21 protein-coding genes, 1 other RNA gene and 1 other annotated feature are annotated in these 22,131 nt (G+C 40.9%); of the genes, 7 read left to right on the top strand and 15 right to left on the bottom strand.

Annotated elements, in window-relative coordinates; translation table 11 throughout:
- Positions 1–84: 84 nt before the first annotated feature.
- A complete protein-coding gene (gdhA, locus tag E6139_RS08885; RefSeq protein WP_316402706.1) occupies positions 85–1,428 on the bottom strand; it encodes an NADP-specific glutamate dehydrogenase in 1,344 nt (447 codons plus the stop codon).
- 161 nt (positions 1,429–1,589) lie between these two features.
- Here gdhA and E6139_RS08880 point away from each other — a divergent pair, with 161 nt between their 5' ends.
- Complete coding sequence (locus E6139_RS08880; protein ID WP_316402705.1) at positions 1,590–2,846, top strand: NAD(P)/FAD-dependent oxidoreductase; 1,257 nt, start codon at positions 1,590–1,592, stop codon at positions 2,844–2,846.
- Here the strand turns inward: E6139_RS08880 and ybaK are convergent.
- Complete coding sequence (gene ybaK / locus E6139_RS08875) at positions 2,843–3,328, bottom strand: Cys-tRNA(Pro) deacylase (RefSeq protein WP_316402704.1); 486 nt, start codon at positions 3,326–3,328, stop codon at positions 2,843–2,845. The two genes, E6139_RS08880 and ybaK, sit on opposite strands and share 4 nt — an antisense overlap.
- Positions 3,329–3,459: 131 nt before the next feature.
- On the opposite strand from ybaK, the gene E6139_RS08870 reads away from it, so the two are divergent.
- Positions 3,460–4,497 carry a tagatose 1,6-diphosphate aldolase gene (locus E6139_RS08870; RefSeq protein WP_316402703.1) on the top strand — a complete coding sequence of 346 codons (1,038 nt, stop codon included), beginning with the start codon at positions 3,460–3,462 and terminating at the stop codon, positions 4,495–4,497.
- A gap of 74 nt (positions 4,498–4,571) precedes the next feature.
- Here E6139_RS08870 and aroD read toward each other — a convergent pair whose 3' ends face one another.
- Together aroD and E6139_RS08860 are read right to left on the bottom strand one after the other, a co-directional pair.
- The gene (aroD, locus tag E6139_RS08865; protein ID WP_316402702.1) at positions 4,572–5,321 is read right to left on the bottom strand and encodes a type I 3-dehydroquinate dehydratase; all 750 of its coding nucleotides are present in this window, start codon (positions 5,319–5,321) and stop codon (positions 4,572–4,574) included.
- 22 nt (positions 5,322–5,343) lie between these two features.
- Positions 5,344–6,513, bottom strand: coding sequence for a class I SAM-dependent rRNA methyltransferase (locus tag E6139_RS08860; RefSeq protein ID WP_410470517.1), 1,170 nt, complete (start codon positions 6,511–6,513; stop codon positions 5,344–5,346).
- Between the two features lie 178 nt (positions 6,514–6,691).
- Here E6139_RS08860 and E6139_RS08855 point away from each other — a divergent pair, with 178 nt between their 5' ends.
- From E6139_RS08855 to E6139_RS08845, 3 genes are all read left to right on the top strand, one after another.
- Complete coding sequence (locus E6139_RS08855) at positions 6,692–8,806, top strand: LTA synthase family protein (protein ID WP_316402700.1); 2,115 nt, start codon at positions 6,692–6,694, stop codon at positions 8,804–8,806.
- Positions 8,807–8,930: 124 nt separating this feature from the next.
- On the top strand, positions 8,931–9,587 hold the full coding sequence (locus E6139_RS08850) for a hypothetical protein (RefSeq protein ID WP_316402699.1): 657 nt from the start codon (positions 8,931–8,933) through the stop codon (positions 9,585–9,587).
- 134 nt (positions 9,588–9,721) lie between these two features.
- Complete coding sequence (locus E6139_RS08845; protein WP_316402698.1) at positions 9,722–11,161, top strand: NCS2 family permease; 1,440 nt, start codon at positions 9,722–9,724, stop codon at positions 11,159–11,161.
- 35 nt (positions 11,162–11,196) lie between these two features.
- On the opposite strand, the gene E6139_RS08840 is transcribed toward E6139_RS08845, so the two are convergent.
- Both E6139_RS08840 and E6139_RS08835 read right to left on the bottom strand, forming a co-directional pair.
- On the bottom strand, positions 11,197–12,678 hold the full coding sequence (locus E6139_RS08840) for a HAMP domain-containing sensor histidine kinase (protein ID WP_316402697.1): 1,482 nt from the start codon (positions 12,676–12,678) through the stop codon (positions 11,197–11,199).
- Positions 12,675–13,397 (bottom strand): response regulator transcription factor, encoded by a 723-nt coding sequence (locus E6139_RS08835; RefSeq protein ID WP_316402696.1) that lies wholly within the window; start codon positions 13,395–13,397, stop codon positions 12,675–12,677. Before E6139_RS08835 ends, E6139_RS08840 begins: the two co-directional genes overlap by 4 nt.
- 207 nt (positions 13,398–13,604) lie before the next feature.
- On the opposite strand from E6139_RS08835, the gene ssrA reads away from it, so the two are divergent.
- Positions 13,605–13,973: a transfer-messenger RNA gene (gene ssrA / locus E6139_RS08830) on the top strand.
- Between the two features lie 81 nt (positions 13,974–14,054).
- Here ssrA and E6139_RS08825 read toward each other — a convergent pair.
- Positions 14,055–14,279, bottom strand: coding sequence for a hypothetical protein (locus E6139_RS08825; RefSeq protein ID WP_316402695.1), 225 nt, complete (start codon positions 14,277–14,279; stop codon positions 14,055–14,057).
- 232 nt (positions 14,280–14,511) lie between these two features.
- On the opposite strand from E6139_RS08825, the gene E6139_RS08820 reads away from it, so the two are divergent.
- Positions 14,512–14,718 (top strand): DUF378 domain-containing protein, encoded by a 207-nt coding sequence (locus tag E6139_RS08820; protein WP_216409494.1) that lies wholly within the window; start codon positions 14,512–14,514, stop codon positions 14,716–14,718.
- A gap of 86 nt (positions 14,719–14,804) precedes the next feature.
- Here the strand turns inward: E6139_RS08820 and E6139_RS08815 are convergent, their stop codons facing one another.
- The 8 genes from E6139_RS08815 to E6139_RS08780 all read right to left on the bottom strand — a co-directional run bounded on the left by E6139_RS08815 (position 14,805) and on the right by E6139_RS08780 (position 22,096).
- Complete coding sequence (locus E6139_RS08815) at positions 14,805–15,638, bottom strand: energy-coupling factor transporter transmembrane component T (RefSeq protein WP_316402694.1); 834 nt, start codon at positions 15,636–15,638, stop codon at positions 14,805–14,807.
- Positions 15,625–17,316 (bottom strand): ABC transporter ATP-binding protein, encoded by a 1,692-nt coding sequence (locus tag E6139_RS08810; RefSeq protein ID WP_316402693.1) that lies wholly within the window; start codon positions 17,314–17,316, stop codon positions 15,625–15,627. Before E6139_RS08810 ends, E6139_RS08815 begins: the two co-directional genes overlap by 14 nt.
- 16 nt (positions 17,317–17,332) lie before the next feature.
- A complete protein-coding gene (locus tag E6139_RS08805; protein ID WP_316402692.1) occupies positions 17,333–17,884 on the bottom strand; it encodes an ECF-type riboflavin transporter substrate-binding protein in 552 nt (183 codons plus the stop codon).
- A gap of 72 nt (positions 17,885–17,956) precedes the next feature.
- The gene (locus E6139_RS08800; RefSeq protein WP_316402691.1) at positions 17,957–18,796 is read right to left on the bottom strand and encodes an S-adenosyl-l-methionine hydroxide adenosyltransferase family protein; all 840 of its coding nucleotides are present in this window, start codon (positions 18,794–18,796) and stop codon (positions 17,957–17,959) included.
- 118 nt (positions 18,797–18,914) lie between these two features.
- Positions 18,915–19,160: a binding site (T-box leader), on the bottom strand.
- Between the two features lie 163 nt (positions 19,161–19,323).
- Positions 19,324–19,962, bottom strand: a complete 639-nt coding sequence (locus E6139_RS08795; RefSeq protein ID WP_316402690.1) for a bifunctional 2-keto-4-hydroxyglutarate aldolase/2-keto-3-deoxy-6-phosphogluconate aldolase — start codon at positions 19,960–19,962, stop codon at positions 19,324–19,326.
- A 9-nt stretch (positions 19,963–19,971) separates the two neighbouring features.
- Positions 19,972–20,514 carry a 6-phospho-3-hexuloisomerase gene (gene hxlB / locus E6139_RS08790; protein WP_316402689.1) on the bottom strand — a complete coding sequence of 181 codons (543 nt, stop codon included), beginning with the start codon at positions 20,512–20,514 and terminating at the stop codon, positions 19,972–19,974.
- On the bottom strand, positions 20,511–21,137 hold the full coding sequence (locus tag E6139_RS08785; RefSeq protein WP_316402688.1) for an orotidine 5'-phosphate decarboxylase / HUMPS family protein: 627 nt from the start codon (positions 21,135–21,137) through the stop codon (positions 20,511–20,513). Before E6139_RS08785 ends, hxlB begins: the two co-directional genes overlap by 4 nt.
- Positions 21,134–22,096: a sugar kinase gene (locus E6139_RS08780; protein ID WP_316402687.1), complete on the bottom strand. Its 963-nt coding sequence runs from the start codon at positions 22,094–22,096 to the stop codon at positions 21,134–21,136. Before E6139_RS08780 ends, E6139_RS08785 begins: the two co-directional genes overlap by 4 nt.
- Between the last annotated feature and the right edge of the window lie 35 nt (positions 22,097–22,131).

Genomic DNA, 22,131 nt, shown 5'->3' with positions numbered 1-22,131 from the left:
GTTTTTCCTCCTTGAAAGTCACTTCATAACAATCTATACTTTACGTTTCTTTTGACTATTTTTCAAGCGTAAACCATTTAAAAATTAAACAGTTCCCTGGGCTAACATTGCTGCGGCAACTTTTGCAAAACCAGCGATATTCGCGCCAGCAGCAAAATTATCTTTATCAGCATATTTTGCAGCTGTATCACGACAAGTTTCATAAATATTTTTCATGATATCATCAAGTTTTCCGTCGACTTCTTCTTTTGTCCATGCTAAACGTTGAGAGTTTTGACTCATTTCTAATGCCGATACCGCTACACCGCCTGCATTGGCTGCTTTCCCTGGTCCATAAAGAACACCGTTTTCATGGTACAACTTAACCGCTCCGTTGGTACTTGGCATATTTGCCCCTTCAGCGACTACTTTCACACCATTTTTGACTAAGAGTTCCGCTTTTTTATCATCGATTTCATTTTGTGTTGCACACGGTAAAGCAATATCCGCTTCTGTTTCTAGCTCCCAAACAGAACCTTCATAGTATTCTGCCGTCTTACGTTCCTTCGCATATTCTGTTAAACGAGCACGACGAACTTCTTTGATGTCCTTCAATAGTTCAACGTCGATTCCGTCTTTATCATAAATATAGCCATTTGAATCTGAACAAGTGATTGCAGTTGCGCCTAGTTCCTGCGCTTTTTCGATTGCATAAATTGCTACGTTACCACTACCCGAGACAAGAACTTTTTTGCCTTCAAAAGAATCCTTGCGATCTTCTAATAAATGTTTCACGAAGTAGACTGCACCATATCCGGTCGCTTCTGTTCTGCCTAGGCTGCCGTTAAAGCCTAAAGGTTTACCAGTCAGCACGCCCATATCGTATTCACGCAAACGCTTGTATTGACCGAATAGATAGCCGATCTCGCGTCCGCCGACACCGATGTCGCCTGCCGGTACGTCTAAGTTCGGACCAATATGTTTTGATAGTTCTGTCATGAAGCTTTGGCAATAACGCATCACTTCCGAATCAGATTTTCCTTTCGGATCGAAATCTGATCCACCTTTTCCCCCACCGATTGGAAGACCTGTCAAACTATTTTTAAAGATTTGCTCGAAACCTAAAAATTTCAAGATACTTAGATTCACACTTGGGTGGAAACGTAAGCCGCCTTTATAAGGACCAATCGCTGAGTTAAATTGTACGCGATAACCGCGATTGACTTGCCAATTACCCTTGTCATCTTGCCAAGGCACACGGAATTGGACCATTCTTTCTGGTTCAATGATCATGCCTAAAATATTTTTCTCAACATACTCAGGATGTTCTTCTAGAAAAGGAATCACGGTAGGTAAAAATTCTTCCACCGCCTGTAAAAATTCTTCTTGGTTCGGATCTTTTGCCTCTAAGTTCTTTTGAATCTGTTCAACATATTCTCGTACTTCCATCAAATTCCTCCTCACAGTTAATACTCATAGTTTACATCATTTTCTAATAGAAGTGAAAAAAAATTCATGCTACACTGCAAGTTGAATGCCAATTGTTCGTATTTACAGTATGATTATACATGGTGTACCAATAAATCAATGGATAAATGAGGTTAGTATTAATGAGTAAAACATTTGATGTAATTGTGATTGGCGGCGGACCAGCAGGCATGATGACCGCTATCACGGCGGCGATGAACGGCGCTCAGGTCGCACTATTCGAAAAAAATAAACGATTAGGCAAGAAATTGTTAATGACTGGCGGCGGTCGCTGCAATGTGACGAACAATCGACCAGTCGAGGACTTGATTACACACATTCCCGGCAATGGTCGCTTCTTATATAGTACATTCTCGCAATTCGACAACCAAGATGTGATGAATTTCTTTAGTGAACGCGGGGTCGCTTTAAAAGAAGAAGATCATGGACGGATCTTCCCAGTCTCTGACAAATCAGCAACGATAGTAAACACGCTAAAGGATGAATTAGAGAATCTGCAGGTTGAGCTGCATTTTAAAGAACCGATCGAGAAAATCATCGCCGACGATTCCGTCATTCGAGGGGTTCGTACGGCTGAAGGTGATTATTCCGCAAAGAGCGTTGTAGTGACGACTGGTGGAATCACCTATCCATCGACTGGGTCACAAGGAGACGGCTATCGCTTTGCCAAAAGTGTCGGGCATCATGTTACACCCTTGTATCCGACTGAATCACCAATCTTTTTGACAGATAGCTTTATAACGAACAAAACTTTACAAGGGTTGTCTTTGCAGGATGTTAAATTATCGGTTGTGGATGATAGAAACAAAACCGTCACCAGTCACGAGATGGATCTGCTTTTTACTCATTTCGGTATATCTGGTCCTGCTGCTTTACGTTGTTCAAGTTTTGTTAACCAACTGCTTCGAGAACAAGAAAACGTAACACTAAAGCTAGACTGCTTCCCAGAAAAATCAGCCATTCAATTATTGGAGGAAATCAGCGAGCGCTCATCAGGCTCCACAAAACAATTAAAAAATGCTCTTACCAGCTTTTTACCAGAACGACTGCTGCTCTTCTTTTTAGAGCAAGTTGATATCAGTGAACAAACCTATAACCAGACATCAAAAGAACAATTAGAAGCTTTTGTTTCTTACTGCAAGAACTGGTCCTTGACTGCCAACAAAACGTTTGGTTTGGAAAAATCCTTCGTCACTGGCGGCGGAGTCGAGCTAAAAGAGATTAATCCAAAAGAATTATCCAGTAAAAAAATCCCCGGCTTGTATTTTGCCGGGGAGGTTCTTGATGTTAACGGGTATACAGGTGGTTATAATATCACTACCGCTTTTTGTACTGGCTATGTGGCTGGCACTCACGCTGCTTATAATGCTTTTGCTTAATGCGTCAATTCAGCAAATTGTCCTCGCGTCAGATCTAAGATGGCGTTGGGGGCAATTTCCATTTGCAGCCCTCTTCTGCCCGCAGAAATTGCAATCTGTTCAAAGTTTTCAGCCGAAGCATCAACAAAAGTTGGAAATAGTTTTTTCATTCCGATCGGTGAACAGCCGCCACGAATATAGCCAGTCGTTGCTTCCAAATCTCTTAAATGCAGCATCTCGACTTTTTTATTACCACTGACCTTTGCGATCTTTTTCAAATCTAACTCATGATCGCTAGGGATCACTGCCACGACTGGCCCCGTTTTATTGCCTACTGCTACGAGCGTTTTAAATATTCTCGCTGGTTCGATGTCTACCTGCTCAGAGACATGCCCTGCCCCGAGATCATCTTCGCTCCAGGCGTATTCATGCTCAATATAAGCGATTTTCTTTTGTTCGACTAATCGAATCGCATTCGTCTTCTGAATTTTCTTCTTAGCCAAGACTATCCCTCACTTCATACATTTTTCTAAAGTCTAGCAAAAAAGCCGTTAGGAAACAAATCGGTCGTTTTGTTTGGTCTTTTTTTCTAAAAGTCCTACACTGGATCTGTAACAGAAAGGATGTTTTCATCATGAAAAGAATCTCAAGAGGAAAGTTTGAAAAGGTGCAACAATTGTCAAATGATCACGGCGTCATTGCGGCCTTAGCAATCGATCAACGGGGCTCTATGAAAAAGATGATGCAAGCCGCTGTGGGTGAAGATAAATTTTCAATGGACCAAGTTTATGAATTTAAAGAACTTGTTTCTCAAGAATTGACCAAGCACGTCAGCGCTATCCTGCTGGATGAACAATATGGATTCAAAGGTATTAAAGCCAAAGATCCTGATTCAGGATTAATCATGTCTTATGAAAAAACTGGCTACGATGCGAATACTCCCGGTCGTTTACCTGAACTATTGCCCAACGAATCCTTAAATCGTTTATTAGAAAAGGGGGCGGATGCTGCAAAAGTTTTAGTTTACTATGATCCTGATGAACCGCAAGAAATCTTAGAAGTAAAGCATGCCTTCCTAGAACGTTTGGGAACAGAAGCCTTAGCAGCGGACATCCCTGTTTTTGTTGAACCGATTGTTTATGATAATAAAATCACCGACGATCACTCGCCAGAGTTCGCTGAAATCAAACCACAAAAAGTGATCGATACAATCAAAGAATTTACGAAGGACAAATACCACATTGATATATTGAAAGTCGAAGTTCCCGTACTCTTCAAATATGTGGAAGGCTTCAATCAAGGCGACGATCCAGTGGTTTATACTCAAGAAGAAGCGGCTGCCTATTTTAAAGAGGCAGGAGAAGCTGCTACTCGCCCCTTCATTTATCTAAGCGCCGGTGTTCCTGCGGATATTTTCCGCGAAGAGTTGGAATTCGCCGGTCAGAATGGTGCCAATTATAGCGGTATTCTTGGCGGACGAGCTACTTGGCGTGACGGCGTTCAAGTCTACGCTGATGGTGGGAAAGATGCGTTGGTTAAATGGCTAGATACCAAAGGACGCGAAAATGTTGAAGAATTGAATGACATTTTGAACAAATACGCCAAACCTTGGTATGACATTTACGGCGGTTTAAATAATATTGAAGTATTTGATATTGATGTCATGGAATAACTGAATAAAAAAGCCGAGCGGTCATTTTCTATCATTCTGATAGTTTATGATCCCTCGGTTTTTTAATTTTACTTCTATTTTAATTCGTCAATCATCAAAGCCAACTTATCAGCCTCAATCTGTGCATCCGGACTAGCTTGACCTTCTAAGCAACCATAGGTCATGCAGGAGCCATCTAAAGAGCCGCTGATCTGTGAGAACTTCCCTAAGCGTCCCAGAGAGACAGAGACGACTGGTAAGGAAACGAAGGTTTGGGCTTTCATTACGATCTCCATCTGACGCAGGACATCTGCCTCGTTTTCCGGCTCAACCACAATTTTGGCGATATCTGCCCCCCAGTGCTCCATGAGATTTAGTCTAAAAAGAATCACCGCGTCTTCGGGTGTTTCCTTGAAGTTGTAATAGCTTAAGATTACCCTTACATCCAATGCCTGCATCCATTTAATGAAGGTCGTCGATAACTGATCAATGATCGATACTTCCACATCAGCCAGATCAATTGCCCGTGAGGAAACCGCAAATTCATTAATATGACGGTATTGATTCAAGGAAATATCAATTTCTCCCCCTGCCTCTGGTGTTCGCAGGTTAAAAATTAATGGGATATTGCGAATTTCATCCCGTAATGCTAATAATGTTGAATTCAACTTGTCGTCATCTAAGACATCTTCGTAATAATCCGCACGCCATTCGATTACTTCTGCAACTTTCTTGGCCACATTTGCCTGCTCGATGATTTCCTCGAAAGTCCTTCCAACAATCGGCACGCAGATTTTAGGTTTTCCCGCATCAAATCGTACCTCTCTTACTTGAATATCCATCATACGCATCCCATCCCATTTTCTTCTATTTTTTTACCGTATAAAACAATACCTTCAAATAATTGCTTTCTTCAAAATTGCTGGCTGGAAAATCCGCTGGCAGCCGGTAGCTTTCTGATAACTGATAGCGAACGTTTTTATTCTTAAAAGCTGTTTCGATCGCTTGCTTGAATTTCTTGATCGGAAGATTCGCCGCATTGGTTGACGCGATAATCGTTCCTTCTTCAGAAAGGATATCTACACTGTCTTCGATCAAACGTCCGTAATCCTTTGCTACAGAAAATGTCTTTTTCTTATTTCGTGCAAAACTAGGCGGATCCAAGATAATCAAATTATAACTTAAATCCTTCCTTACTGCATAGCGGAAATAGTCAAATGTATCCATTACGATAATTTTTTGTTGTTCTAATGGTAGTCCGTTTACTTCAAATTGCTCCTGCGTTTTCGGTAAACTGCGCTGTGCCAAGTCAACACTTGTTGTTTCAGTGGCACCACCATATGCTGCTGCCACTGAAAAAGCTCCAGTATAACTGAACATATTTAATACTTTCTGCCCAGCTGCCATGCCTTCAGTCAGTCGCCCGCGGACTTCCTTTTGATCCAAGAAGATACCTGTCATGTAGCCTTCATCTAAGTATACGGCATATGAAACGCCATTTTCCAGTACTATTAACGGTTCTTGCGGTTTTTCTCCGGCCAACCAGCGACTCTCTTTCAGTTCGCTTTTGAAACGAATCTTCTCGACAGCTCCTTTAGTACTTGGAAAGACCGCCAATAAACTATCAACAATCAGCTTCTGGAAATGATAAATCGTTTCGTTGTACCAGGAAATTACCAAATAATCCGCATAATAGTCGACGGTTACGCCGCCAAAGCCATCGCCTTCCCCGTTAAACAAACGAAATGCATTCGTTGTTTCATCTGCGAAAAAGGGTTGTCGCTGCTGAATCGCCTGCTGAAATGTTTCCATTAAAAAAGCCTGATCGATCGGTCGTTGTGTCTGATCAAGCACCCAGCCGAATCCTTTATTTTGTTTTCCTAGATAGCCAGTTGCGACGTACTTATTTCTATTATCAACAAAAGTCACCCATTCTAAAGGAATTTCATTAATTTTTTGTTTTAAATCCTCTTCTTGAATTAATGGGTTTCCTTGACGAATTCGTTTAATTCCATAATTATTTAATTCTATTTTCACACTCATCCCTGCTTTCTTCTATAGTATAGCAAAAAAAATTAGTAAATTTCGCTTATAAAGTTTTCTTTAAACCTGATTGCTCAAGTTTTAATAAGAATTGACTGGTTGGATGTAAGCGAGTAAACTAGGTAACAAGTGAACATTTCGCATTTTTTCTGCGGCAGAAAGGAAGTTTCTATTGAAAAAACTAAAAGCTCTTGGATTTTTGAATAAACGTCTCGGCTTTTATGCGTTACTGACATTCTTATTATGGGCGAAAAGTATCTTTGCATACTTATTTGAGTTTAATTTAGGGATCGAAAGTCTGACACAGTACTTTATCCTGTTTATCAATCCAATCGCATCGACAATGTTCTTACTGTCGATTGCTCTATATGTACGACGGTCGAAAGCCTCGTACACGACAATGATGGTCATATATGGACTGGCAAGCTTATTGCTCTTCGCCAACGTTGTCTATTATCGTGAGTTTACTGACTTCATCACTGTCAATACTTTCTTAGGTGCTGGCAAAGTAGCTAGTGGTTTAGGTGAAAGTGCAATTCGTTTATTCCGTCCTTACGATGTTTTATATATGATTGATATCGTGATTTTGCCAATTCTTTTGTGGCGCAAACGCATCAAGAGAGAAGATCGTCCGGTCCGTGCAAGGATGGCTTTCGCTATGACGGCCCTATCAATCATGATTTTCTCAGGAAATCTCTTCTTAGCCGAAGCTGATCGTCCGGAATTATTGACGCGTACTTTCTCTCGCGACTATTTGATTAAGTATCTTGGGGTGAACGCCTTTACTGTTTACGATGGTATCCAAACTTACAAGACGAATCAGGTTCGCGCCGAAGCCAGTGCCAATGACTTAAAAGAAGTTGAGTCTTACGTTAAAGATCATTATGCAGCACCAAACAGCGAGTATTACGGAATCGCTAAGGGACGTAATGTTATTACGATTCATTTAGAAAGTTTGCAACAGTTTGTAATCGATTATAAACTTAAAGATGAAAATGGTCAGGAATATGAAGTGACACCATTCTTGAACAGCATTTTCCACAGCAATAGCACATTTAGTTTTGATAACTTCTTCCACCAAGTGAAAGCCGGCAAAACATCCGACGCAGAAACTTTGATGGAAAATTCGTTGTTTGGTTTAAACCAAGGGTCGCTATTCTCGCAACTAGGCGGTAAAAATACTTTCCAAGCTGCACCGAACATTTTGAAACAAACACAAGGTTACACAAGTGCAGCTTTCCATGGGAATTCTGGAAGCTTTTGGAACCGTTCTGAGACTTATAAAAACCTTGGCTATGATTATTTCTTCGATTCATCTTATTATGATGTGAACGATGAAAATTCATTCCAATACGGCTTGCATGACAAACCATTCTTCCAACAATCTGTGAAGTATCTGGAACGTCTGCAACAACCATTCTATACGAAGTTTATCGCTGTTTCGAACCACTATCCTTATAGTGAGTTCAAAAACGACGAAGGCGGATTCCCAATGGCTGATACCGGAGATGAAACCATCAACGGATATTTCGCCACAGCAAACTATTTAGACAAAGCGGTCGAAGAGTTCTTTAATTACTTGAAATCTTCTGGTTTATATGAGAATTCCATCATCGTAATGTATGGTGACCATTACGGGATATCTAACTCTCGGAACTCTGACTTAGCACCGTTACTTGGAAAATCAAAAGAAACTTGGTCAAACTTTGACAATGCTCAAATGCAGCGTGTTCCTTATATGGTTCACATTCCAGGCCAAGACAAAGGCGGTATCAACCATACGTATGGTGGCGAAGTTGATGCTTTACCTACCCTCTTGCATCTTCTAGGTGTTGATACGAGTAATTACATTCAATTGGGACAAGATCTATTGTCTAAAGAGCACGATCAAATCGTTGCTTTCCGTGATGGAGATTATGTCACACCAGATTACACATACTACAGCGGAAGCTTATATAGTAACAAGGATGGTATGGCAATCACCGAGCCAAGCGAAATTTTACAAAAACAAACCGAGGCGTGGAAAGAAGCCGTTTCTACTCAGTTAAATACCTCAGATAATATCAATAATGGTGATCTGCTTCGCTTCCATTCAAATAGCGGATTGAAACCAATTGATGTTTCTGATTACGACTATAAAGATGGTCTGAATCAGATGGAAAAAATCGAGAATAAACTAGGGGGTAAATCTACTAGCTTATTTGATCAAAAAGGTAAAAAATCCACTCAAGACCTCTATAAGACTGAGACTTATAAGCAATATCAAGAGCAAAATCAACAACAATAATACCGAGAACACCCTTCGCAAACAAATGTGAAGGGTGTTCTTTTATCTACAATTATTTCTTCCGATAGAATTCATACTTCTTTCAAATTAGGATTTTATACTTATTAGGAAGAGGTGGGAATCCATGGAACTTATTTCAACGACGCTTTCAACTATCAAACGACATCGAATACAGTTTTCAATTTCATGGGTGATCTGTCTGGTCGCTCTCTTTGTCTTGACCAGTTTGGGCATGATAAAGTTAGTTTTGCATCAGTTTGATTCTTCCGCTCAAATCCAATTATTTACTTCAAAGGAAGTAGATCAATTGCAGCGATACTTCTCCGATCGGTTAATCCTGAGTGCGATAGGATTGTTCTTCTTATTGCTAGTCTTTTTAGCAATAAAAATCCATCGTCAAAAGGACACTGCTTCTTCAATGAAAAAAATAATCTATTCAACCGGACTCGAGTTTCTAATCGGTCTACTGATCGCAGCTACCTGTCTGATTTTGCTGTTTACTATATTTGAACCTGTTTATGAATCAATCTTACAATCCTTTTATCATCAAGGGTTGAATCAATTGAAAGAACTACCAAACTTTGTCTTAAGTAACGGGACAAGCGGGATCGCCTATTCAATACGTTCCTCCCTTTCCTTTGAACTTTCTTCTACAACCTTGCTAGACCTTTTTTTCAATGCACTATTTAAAGCTATTTCTTATATTTTTATTTGCTTGTGTCTGTTAATCCTATCTTTCCGATTAATCAGTGCAATCAAAAGAAAGAAGAATGCTCGCTAAACACGAACATTCTTTTTTTTATTTGTTCTTTAGTTGAACTAATTGTTGAAAGTCGATTGTTTCTTCACTATAATTAAAAAGTATTCGGTTTTTACGGATATAATGAACTTATTTTTAAGGAGCGTTAAATTATAATGGAGAAATTCTTTAAATTAAAAGAGCAAGGCACCAACATTTCCACTGAAGTAATGGCTGGAATCACTACATTCTTTGCTATGAGTTATATTTTGTTCGTAAATCCTACTATCCTGTCAGCTTCAGGGATGCCCTTTCAAGCGGTCTTCTTAGCTACCATCATCGCGTCTGTGATTGGGACTTTAGTTATGGGATTGTTCGCTAATGTTCCTTATGCGCAAGCACCTGGTATGGGGTTGAATGCTTTTTTCACTTACACAGTCGTTTTCGGACTGGGTTATTCTTGGCAGCAAGCCTTGGCAATGGTATTCATTTGTGGAATCATCAATATTCTAATCACTGTGACAAAAATTCGTAAGTTGATCATTCACGCGATTCCAGAAAGCATGCAGCACGCAATCGGCGGCGGGATCGGAATTTTCGTAGCATATGTGGGGATCAAAAATGCTGGACTACTTTCTTTTACTGCAGACTCAGGAGCAATCACCAGCAGTATCGTTGAAGGCGGTAAAGCAACGAGCGTTTCCATTAACAGCGGTATTGTTCCCGCGTTAGCAAACTTTAACAATGCTCCGATTTTATTAGCAGTTTTCGGTTTAGTTATCACGACTATCTTAGTTGTTAAAAATGTACGCGGTGCGATCTTGATCGGTATCGTCATCACTACCCTATTAGGGATTCCTATGGGTGTGGTTCAATTAGGAGCAATCGATTGGCAATCAAACTCATTGAGCAGTTCGATCCAAGAACTAGGTACTACTTTTGGGGCTGCTTTCGGTTCAGCTGGTATGGGATCACTTTTCTCTGACTCGTCTAAATTGCCTCAGGTCTTAATGACGATCTTGGCTTTCAGTTTATCAGATACATTTGATACGATCGGAACCTTCATCGGGACAGGTCGTCGTACAGGCATCTTCTCTAAGGAAGACGAAAAAGCCTTGGATGATGATTCTCGTGGTTTTAAAACAAAAATGGACAAAGCCTTGTTCGCTGATGCGATCGCAACTTCGATTGGTGCCATCTTTGGTACTTCTAATACAACGACTTATGTGGAATCTGCCGCTGGTATCGGTGCTGGTGGGCGTACTGGTCTAACTTCTGTCGTTGTTGCTGCTTTATTTGCATTAAGCAGCTTGTTTTCACCATTGATCGCGGTCGTTCCTGCGCAAGCAACAGCACCTGCTTTAATTTTAGTCGGCGTTATGATGTTGGCTTCATTCGCAGATATCAATTGGTTAGATTTAGAAGAAGCTGTTCCTGCTTTCTTCGCGAGTGTTTTCATGGGGCTTTGCTACAGTATTTCCTACGGGATCGCCGCAGGCTTTATCTTCTATACGATCGTTAAAGTGATCAAAGGCAAAACAAAAGAAATCTCTCCGATTCTTTGGATCGTGGATCTGCTATTTATTTTGAACTTTATTATCTTAGCGATACTTTAAAAACACAATGAAAGAAGCGTAAAACCGATTTGGTTTTACGCTTCTTTTTCTTCATTTGTTTTCTTTGCTTCCTCTGGTTTGTCCGGAAATACGACGGTAAAGGTTGTCCCCTTTTCTAATTTACTGTCAACCTCAATCGTGCCGTTATGCAAGCGAACCAGCTCATCCACAATCGACAAGCCTAGTCCAGATTCGCCATATTTTGTATTTTTCCTTGATGGATCCGCTTTGTAATAGCGATCCCAAATATTTTTCACTTGGTCCTCCGACATTCCAATTCCCGTATCAGAAATTTTGACCTCCGTAGCTTTCTCCAATTTACTAATCGCAACAGTAATGGTGCCATCTTTTGTAAATTGGATCGCATTTTGGATCAAATTCACCATGACTTGAACAAAACGATCGTAATCAGCATAGACGGTGATCGGTTCTTTTGTTTGCAGGATCAAATGGTCACCTGAAGCCTCTGCTTTCCCCTCTAGTTGAGACAAGAGCGTGCCGACAGTCTCTGTTGCATTAAATTCCTGAAGTAAAATAGTGATCTGATTGGTTCGAATCTTTTCGTAGTCCAGATTTTCATTGACCAAACGAATCAAACGAGATGTTTCATTCTGCATCAGCTTGATGGCTTTTTCTTTCTGATTTTCAGGAATCGCATTATACTGCATCCCCTCCAATAATCCATTGATTGTTGTCAGGGGCGTCCGCATTTCATGAGAAGCATCCGCCATAAATTGTTTTCGCCGTTCTTCTTGTCGCTCGATTTCTTCCTGTGATTCCTTTAGCGATACAGTCATTCGGTTAAAATCATCTGCCAAATCATCAAACTCATCACGATTTCGATTTGGTACTGCCACATCAAAATTTCCAGCTGCCACTTCTTTTGTCGCTGAACGCATTCGATTGATCCGCTTCACCTGTTGCGTCGCAAAGAAGTAGCTGACGATGATCGCGATAATCGAAGCGATTATAAAGGCTTTGAACAAGTCTGTTACAATTGAATTAACACTTGTCTCTACGTTCATAGCCGGCTGACTGACCAGCAGCACGCCAAAGAAAACGCCATCGGTGAAGAAAGGAACCATTGCATAAGAGGTCGTTTGACTTTGCCCCATCACATTCTTCGCACTGGTTTCCTTCTGTTGCTGTCCAGCTTTTAATGCACGCCATTGAGAGTCGCTGACTAGATGCTGATTCACTTTTCCTGATTCCTCAGGATATTGTACTGTACGGTCTTTATCAATAAAAACAAATGACACATCCTGCTGATTCAAGCTCGACTCTGTCACTTTGATCGCAAATTGAAAAATCTCATTGCTGGACATGCCTTCGAAGCGAATATCTCGACTTAAAGAAAGATTATTTTTTTCCATCGATTGCGCATAGCCTAGTAGTTCTTTGTAGTTGTTATCCTCCAATGTCTTACGAGTAAACTGAGTAAAAGAAAGTCCTAATGTCAATAGGATCAACAGTATTAACCCGCCAAAAGCCAGTAATTGTTGATACAGGTATTTCATCGACCAACCTCGGTGTCATCGAATTTATATCCTACGCCCCAAACAGTTTGGATAACTTGTGCACCGACCTTCTCGATTTTTTGACGTAATTTTTTGATGTGGGCATCAACCGTTCGCTCGTCACCAAAATACTGATAATCCCAAACCAATTCTAGTAATTGCTCTCTGGTGAATACCTGGCGTGGCTTTTTCGCCATCGTATAGAGCAAATCAAATTCTTTTGGCGTCAATCCTTCAATAGGCTGCCCATCTAAATAAGCTTCCCGCGTTTTCAGATTCATTTTGAAATGATCCGTTTGAATATCAAAGCTGTTATTCGATGCTGTCGCTTCTTTTTGCGGTTCAGACGTCAACTCACTACGGCGATGCAGAGCCTTGATCCTTGCTATCAAGGTCAATGGTGAGAAAGGCTTCGTTACATAATCGTCTGCACCCATCTCTAAACCAATTACCTGATCACTTTCAGAGTCTCTTGCTGTTAACATGATGATCGGAACAGTTTTGGAAATTTTGCGAATTTCACGACCTACTTCCATGCCGTCCATACTAGGCAGATTCAAATCCAGTGTAATCATATCCCATTTTTCAGGATCTGCTTTAAACGCATCAAGGCCTTCTTGCCCGTCGTATTTAAATTCCGCATCCCAGCCTTCATTCAAGAAAAACATTTGCATCATCTCAGAAACGGATTCATTGTCTTCAATCATTAAAATATTCATACTTTAACCCCCTGATATCATCTGATTCTCATTCTAAGTATACTCTATTTCATTTTTTTGAACCATTACCTTACCCGTATCTTCACTAACAATTTGTTTTTTCTTCAATCTTTTTGGTTTGGGATAGCAATTTCTTCATTATCCAATTACTTCTTTGCTTTTTTTATAACGAGATGTTATACTTTTTTTTGCACCAATTTATTTTTAGGGGCCGTTCTGGATTCGACAGGCACGGTTCGAGCCTGAATTGCGCTTCGTAGGTTACGTCTACGATAAAACGTTACAGTTAAATATAACTGCTAAAAACAACAATAACTCTTACGCTTTAGCTGCCTAAAAACAGTTAGCGTAGATCCTCCCGGTATCGCCCATGTGCTCGGGTAAGGGTCTCAAAATTAGTGGGATACGTTTTAACTTCCCGTCTGCAAGTTAAAAAAGAGATCATCAGACTAGCAAAATCAGTCGCCTGTCTCTCGGCAACTGATCACGCGAAACTTCAATAGAGCTGACTATGAGCGTAGATTTTTAGGTATTCGGAGTGTTTGGACAGGGGTTCAAATCCCCTCGGCTCCATTATTTTTCAAACATAAAAAGCCAAAACGCTAAGTAATAGGCGTTTTGGCTTTTTATTATAGGCAACATAATACTATCTATGTTTTAAACTGTTTCTTGTTCAACCTGCTCTATCTTCTCTTTCTCTAATGCCTCCTGTTCCTGATCAACAAAAACAAACTTCAAACTTGTGGGATATACATAAACGATCAAGCGTTCTTTACACACATCGGTTGCGGTTGCCGGATAAACCTGTCCAGTAGTGAATTTATCGCGAAATAAGTCCTTTAAGGCTACTTCTAGCCCAGCATTGATAAACGGATTCAACATTCAACTCGCTCCCTTTCTGTCACCAAACTCTCTCAAGTACATTATACGCGCTGAGCTTATGGATTGGGCCATAAATTAAAAAAAGTTCGTTTTATTAAGTAAATGAATTTTTCTCTAAAATCCGTGGAATTTTTTCAAATTTCGTATCCTATTTCACATATTTTGAGCACATCTGTGGGTGGTCTGGTTTAACTGTGGTACAGTTAATGCTATTAGAGAGGAGGGTTTACGGATGAAATACCTAGATATTATCGCACTTATCTTGTTGATCGTTGGTGGAATCAATTGGTTATTAGTTGGTCTTTTTGAGTATGATTTAGTGGCAGCAATATCAGGTGGAAGTACAGCGATCCTAGCAAAAATTATCTACATCGTTGTCGGACTATGTGCACTTTACTGTTTGAAATTTATCCCTGGAATTGCGAATCGTGCTGAGTAAATTCAGTGAACTAAAAATTAGTTTAGATCGTTAATATAGATTTAAAAAAAACGAAGCTCTCTGGACACTATAGAGAGCTTCGTTTTTTAACGAAATGGATTGTAAAAGCGGCCGCCGTTGATGACCAGCAATGAGATTCCTGCTGAACATAAGATAATAACAAATAATAAAGCAAGGTAATCATTACGCTTCAATGGTTTTGCCAACAGCCATGTTCGACCTTTCTTCTTTCCGAATCGACGCAGCTCCATCGCTGAAGAAATCGTCTCGATACGTTCCAAGCTTGAAAAAATCAGCGGGATCGCGATCGTTAAGTTTCCCCGGACTCTTTTCATCAATGAAGCCTTCTTGGAAAGCTCATTACCTCGCGCCTGCTGTGCTTTGGAAATCGTCCGAAAATCTTCCTGAATATCTGGAATATAGCGCAACGCTAATGAAAAGGCATAAGCGATTTTGTAAGACCCGCCAACCCGATGAATGCTAGAAGCAAGTTCACTAGGGTTTGTTGTCAGAATGAAGATCAAGCCTGGTGGAATCGTAACAAAATATTTGACTAACAGGTTGAACTCATAAAAAAGCTGTTCTTGTGTCACTGTATAGCGTCCGATTCCTTCGAAGATCACATGACGCGTTCCATAGATTGTCACTCCATATTCAGGAGCAAATAGATAAACAGTCAGTAAATTCAAAATTGAGAAGAACGCGATAAATTTCAAGACAAATGAAATCTCACGATAACTGATCTGTGCTGTACGAAATAAGATTGCTGAAAAAATCGCCAGTCCCAACAAGAAGCGTGTATCATAAGAGATCATCCCAACAACTGAGATCATCAAGAAGCATAACAGCTTCGTAAAGCCGCTGAGTTGATGGATCACGGTTTTTTTCGGCAAATAACCGATTAAATTATTGCCCTCCATAAGATCCTCCCTCATCCTGCTGAATAAATGCCGACACAAAGCCTGTAGCGTCAGCTAAATGATTGTTTTTTGCCAAATGATATAGACTCGTTTGCCGTAAGCTTGCTGAAGCGACAAGTTCTGCTGAAGATAGTACGTTCGCAGGCATTTCGTCAGCGATGATCTGTCCATCCTTTAAGACCAGTGTCCGTTGGGTATGCTCCAGCATCAAATGCATATCATGAGTGATCATCAAGATCGTGATCCCTCGTTGATTCAATTTACGCAAGAAGGTCATCATTTCATTGTAATGATAATAATCTTGACCCGCCGTTGGTTCATCTAAGATCAGCAACTCCGGCTCTAACACCAAAATTGCAGCAATCGCCACACGACGTTTTTGACCATGACTCAAAGCAGAGATCGGCCAATTACGAAACTCATAAAGACCGCAAACCTTCAAAGTCTCTAATACTTTTTCTTGGATCGTGTCCGGATCAACTCCACGATTTTCCAACCCTAAAGAGACCTCTTCAAAAATCATATTCTTGGATAGCATTTGGTTGCTGTTTTGCAGAACATAGCCGATCTTGTCCGCTCGTTCCTTGATACTTTCATCTGCGATTGATTGGTTTTTCCATAATAGTTCTCCTGATTGAAGTGGATAGAAACCTGTGATCAGATTTGACAATGTCGATTTACCCGCACCATTATGCCCTACTAAGCTGACCATCTCGCCTTGGTAAAGCGTCACATCAATATCCCTAATCACCAGTTCATTGCCAAAACCAAAGGAAAGCTGCTTCAATGTTAATAACGAATCTTCCTTTTTGGGAATCGGTTTAAATGCTCCTTGCGATTTTGCTAACGCAGCCGCTATTTCTGGTGAGACCAATTGATCAACCTGTGTGAGATCAGCGAAATCCGTTAGCGGGATTCCTGCTCGTTTCAACGCTGTAATATATAGCGGTTCACGTATCCCATATTCTGCCAATAGATCACTTTTCAGTAACTCAGTTGGTGTCATGTCCGCAATGATCGTTCCTTCATTCATCAAGATGACCCGATCGATTGGTGCTGCTAAGACTTCTTCCAAGCGATGCTCAATGATGATCGTTGTAAACTTTTGCGATTGATACAATTGGTCAATCATTTGGATCGCTTCATAGCCTGTCTGAGGATCAAGATTGGCTAAGGGTTCATCAAATAAGAGAATCGGCGTTTCATCAATTAAGACACCAGCCATTGTTACTCGTTGTTTTTGTCCCCCAGAGAGATCCTGCGGCCGTTTTTCCAATTGGGCTGATAAATTCGTTTTTTCCGACCAGTAGTTTACTGCTTCTCGCATCTCCGCCTGTTCAATCATTTCATTTTCCAGTGAAAAAGCGATATCTTCAGCTACAGTCAAGCCGACAAATTGACTGTCCGTATCCTGCAGCACCGTTCCAACATCAAGAGAAAGATCGTAAATCGAGGATTCACTAAAGGCTTTTCCGTTGATACTTAAGCTGCCGGTAAACGTCCCTTTTTCATTTTGCGGGATAATGCCGTTCAAACACTTTCCTAGAGTTGATTTACCTGAGCCGCTGGGGCCCATGATCAAAATCTTTTCACCTTGATCGATCGTCAAATTGATTTTTTTTAACGTTGGCTCAGCCTGGCTGTCATATTGAAATGTAAAATCACGAAACTCGATCATTTTATATCCTCGCGTTCTAAGCTTCTTTGTTCAAACTGCCTTTTTTCGTTTTGGTTTGTGCGTAAGCTTTTAATAAAATAAAGCCGATAATTCCAGTTACGATCGCATTCGTGATTCCGGCAACAACACCTTGGGTAAATACCTTGCTTGGTGCTTCTGCATAGATCAGAATATCACCGATAGGCGCAATGACAACCCAAGTAACCAAGTTGGCGATCGTTTCACCAACTAAGAATGTTCCGATTTCTTTCTTGCCGAAAATGCCTTGTTCGATTGGAATTCGCTTTGCTAATAAACCAAAGAATACTCCTAAAATTCCTGAAGCGACGATCCAAGACCACCAAGCGCCATATGTTGTCAAATCTCCTAACGCGTGACCAATGAAGCCAGCTAGTCCAGCAACGATTGGGCCATAGACAACTCCAAGCAGCGCCAAGAACGGATAGGCCGTTGCGATATCTGTGTTTGGAATCCCCGTAGGAATTGTCACAAAACGTTTTAAAATGAAGAAAACTGCTGCGCCAATCCCGATAGCTACAATGTGTTTTACTGTAAATTTCTTGTTCATACTTTTCTACTCCCTTTTTCTATTAATGTGTTGCTTCTCAAACCATTTACCCATAAATAAGTGCTTTGATTCCTAAATTTTTGTCAGTTCGATCGTCCAATCATTACCCGTTCCAATCTTATAGACACCAGAGAAGGAATCCAAATTAATCCCCAAACCAACATTCAGTAATGAATTGATGTAAAGCACAGCTTCTTTTGGTGCGACTTGAGCGAAGGAACGACCGAAGACGACTTCGTCTTGATAACGGATCACACCTTGATAGTATATTTTTACTAGCAGGCTTTGTCCATATTCAACCTGCCATTTTTTGAAAAAATCCACTGGAATGTTCGTCCATAGCGAGCCAAAACGGATATCTGTAATATCAATTGTTCCGGTAATTGTCTTTTCACTTTGAACAGGTGCGATTAATGGAAATGATACTAATTCACTTATTGGAATGACTGTTCCTAGTTCAGCAAAGCGAACTTTTTCGCTTGCCAAGCGAGCCCCATTGTAAACATAAACATCGCGACCGTGGAATGTGTGACTCTCGGATGAGCCTGGTAAACGCTGGGTTTCTTCATCGATTTGCCGCACTTCCTTGATGCCTACATACTGAGCTAAATAGGTTAAGGTGCCATTATCAGGTGTAATGACATATTGCCCGTCTTTGAGCTCCGCGACGACACTGCGGCGAGTTGAGCCTACTCCAGGATCAACCACTGAAACAAACACTGTACCAGCCGGCCAATAAGTAACCGCCTGTAATAACCGATAGCTTGCGTCATGAATGTTATAAGGTTCAATTTCATGGGTCAAATTGTTGATGTTTAATGTCGGTTCAACTTGATAAGCCACCCCGTACATTGCATTAACCGCACCATCCTGTAAACCAAAATCCGTTTGAACTACTAAAAAACCTGCCATAATTCTTCCACCTTCCAATTCTACGATTATCCTCTGAGATTAGTCATTGAAGTCTTACCTGTTAAGATCGTCACCTTAACTTAAAAGAAAACACAAAAAAGCCCTCAGCAAAAAAATTGCTAAGGGCATGACTATGCGTTACCACCTTTAATCGTAAAATCCTCACAGACTTTACCTCAATCAGTACCCAAAAAAATTTTTTTCGGAGACTGTGCCTTGCTAACGGGGGCATCCGTATTTCCTTAAACCTTCGGGAAATCCGCTCAAAAGCCATTTTCAAGCAACTGATTTGCATCCTCTCCCACCAAATAAGGACTCTCTTTAGCAAATATGATTACTTTACTCTCTTTATCATCGCGTTTCTTCGATTGCTAATAAAATAGCAGAGAAATTCTCGCTTGTCAATGGAGAACAAATCAAAACTCAGCCAGCTTTCAAGTGCAGCCCACTCTTCGAAATATAATCATTCGTTTCAAAAAATAGCTTTCTTGGTTTCCAAAACCGAGAAAGCTATTTTTCATTTATGGTCAGCTATTCCGCCATTTTTCTATATATTTTCCAGCCGTTTGCGCAACCAAGTCATAATCGTCCTCTGCCGCGCCTTTGAATAGGTTTCCGCCGACACCAGCTAAGACCGCTCCAGCTTGTTTCCATTGTGTGATATTTTCTAAGTTGATCCCACCGGTCGGCATGATGTTAATCTGTGGTAATGGTGCCTTCGCTGCCTTGATCATTTGCGGAGTAAAATTATTAGCTGGAAACAGCTTCGCTACATCCGCGCCACTTTTTAATGCTCGCTGCATTTCCGTGATTGTCATGCAACCAGGCATGTACGGAACTTGGTATAAGTTGCAAAGCTCAGCCGTAGTTTGGTCAAAGCAAGGACTCACGATAAATTCTGCTCCTGCTATTATCGCTAACCGCGCAGTCACTGCATCCAATACTGTACCAGCACCAATCACAACACTCGTATCACCCTGATATTCACTCTTCAAATCAGCGATTACTTTATCCGCTTGCGGCACTGAGAATGTCACTTCGATCCCTTTGATCCCACCCTTGATTACCGCCTTAGCTGATTCATATGCACGCTCTCGAGAGTTTTCTCTAACGACCGCTACAACACCTGTTTTTTCTATACGTGTTAAGATCTCAACTTTTTTCATTGTTCACACCTACTCCACATTGACATGCTCATGAAGCGCATCCTCATTAGAAGTTTGATCACGTTCTGCTAATTTCAAGGTCAATGCGTCTAAGGTGATGTGCACAGTCTGATCGAACAGACTAGATAAAAGTTGAACGGATTTTATGCCTGCGCCTGTTTTTGTCGCACCGGGTACTGTAATGACTTTATCCGCCAGTTTTGCCAATGGCGATTCTTTATCGCTAGTTAAAGCAACAATATCAAGTCCCAGTTTTTTTGCGGATTCGGTATCTGCCACGATTCCTTTTGTCGTACCTGAACCGGAAATCGCGACCCATGTATCACCTTTTTGGATCGAAGGTGTGATCGTTTCACCCATGACATAATCTGTATAGCCGATATGCATCAAGCGCATCGCAAAGCCTTTCGCTTGAAAACCGCTACGACCTGCTCCGATCACAAAGATTCGTTTATCCTTTTGGAATAGCGGTAAGGCATCGTCCAAATCCTTTTCATCGACTAGCTTCATGACTTGATTAATTTCTTCCATAATCGTTGCAATTGTTTTCATATGTGAACAGCTCCCATAAATTCTTTTACTGCTTTGAGCGGATCTTCCGCCTTGGTAATTTTTGATCCTACGATAACCACTTCGATGATTCCTTGCTCAGCTAACAAATTCGCTTGCTCTAGGTCAATCCCACCAGCGATTGCAAGACGCTTGATTTCTGGATGCTTTTTGCGGAAATCCTCAACGCTGCTTGCAGCATTGAATTGATCTTTGCGGTCAACAGAGTGATGCAACGCATAGATTGCCTCTGGAAAGTTTTTGATCTTTTCAATTTTTTCGTCCGCCACTTCTAACAAGTCAATCATCATAGTCTTGTTTTCTTTTTGAGCGACCTCATAACAAGCCTTCAAGGTGTCTTCCGATGCAGCTCCCATCACCGTGACAATGTCTCCACCATGACGAAAAGCTTGATTAAATTCATAGGCACCTTCATCAATCGTTTTACTATCTACTAGCAACGTTGTATGCGTCAAAACCTCTCTCAATTTCACGATTGCAAGATTTCCGTAATCCTTGACCAATGACGTGCCCATTTCTAAAATATCTGTTTTACCATCTAATTGTTTAGCTAAAGCCACCGCATCTTCTAATGAGACACGGTCGATTGCCGCTTGTAATCTCATGCTTCCACTTCCTGTTGTTGTAAAAATTTTGCTAACTCATCCGGGGTTGGATAACCATCATTATCGCCAGGGGATTGAACTGCCATCGCGCCAATCGCATTTGCTCGAATAACAGCATCCTTCAATGATTTGTCCTCGATCAGAGCTGTAATCAATCCAACCGCGAAACCATCTCCCGCGCCGACAGTATCCACCACTTTATCTACTTTAAACCCTGGAACAGTAAAGCTAGTACCGTCTTTTTGCTTCACATAAGCACCTTCTGTTCCCAGTTTGACAATAACAGTTTTAGTCGCCTCACCATTCTTTAAATAGAAGTCAGCGATCGATTCAGGATCACGGCTGCCCATTAAGATTTCCCCCTCATTGATACCTGGGAGAACAATCTCTGCATGTGAGGCGAGATCATTGATCGTCTCCACCATTTCTTCTTGGCTAGCCCAGAGCTGTGGACGTAAGTTTGGATCAAAAGTGGTACGAATATTATTCTTTTCCAATAAACTGATCAAATAGCGGAAAGCTTCTTGAGCTTCAGTCGAAATCGCTGGGAAAATCCCAGATAAATGTGCCATTTTCACCTCTGAAAAATCGATCTTATCTAAGACTGCTTGATCAAAATGCGCCGCTGCTGAACCTTTACGGAAGTAGAAAATACTTGGGTCGCCATGACTGACACGATCCTTCAATTGGAAAGCCGTCCAAAAATCAGCAGTTTCAGAAATATAGTCCGTTCCGATTTTGTTTTCATGCAAACGATCGATAATGAACTCACCAAAAGGATCTTTTCCAACTTGGGTAATGTATTCACTGCTGTGACCTAAGCGAGAAACACCGACAGCAACATTGACTTCTGCACCAGCCAGAAATTTTTGGAAATGACTAGCATCTTTCAATGATTTATCAACTTCCTCAGATCCGAATAATGCGATTGGTTCACCAATAGTTAAAAATTCACTCATGTTAACTTCCTCTTTTCATTTTATTGTTTTTATTT

Source organism: Enterococcus sp. (genome assembly GCF_032555305.1).
Taxonomy (GTDB): Bacteria; Bacillota; Bacilli; order Lactobacillales; family Enterococcaceae; genus Enterococcus_A.
Note: the sequence above shows the minus strand (reverse complement) of the source record. Positions and strands in the feature narration are given on the sequence as shown.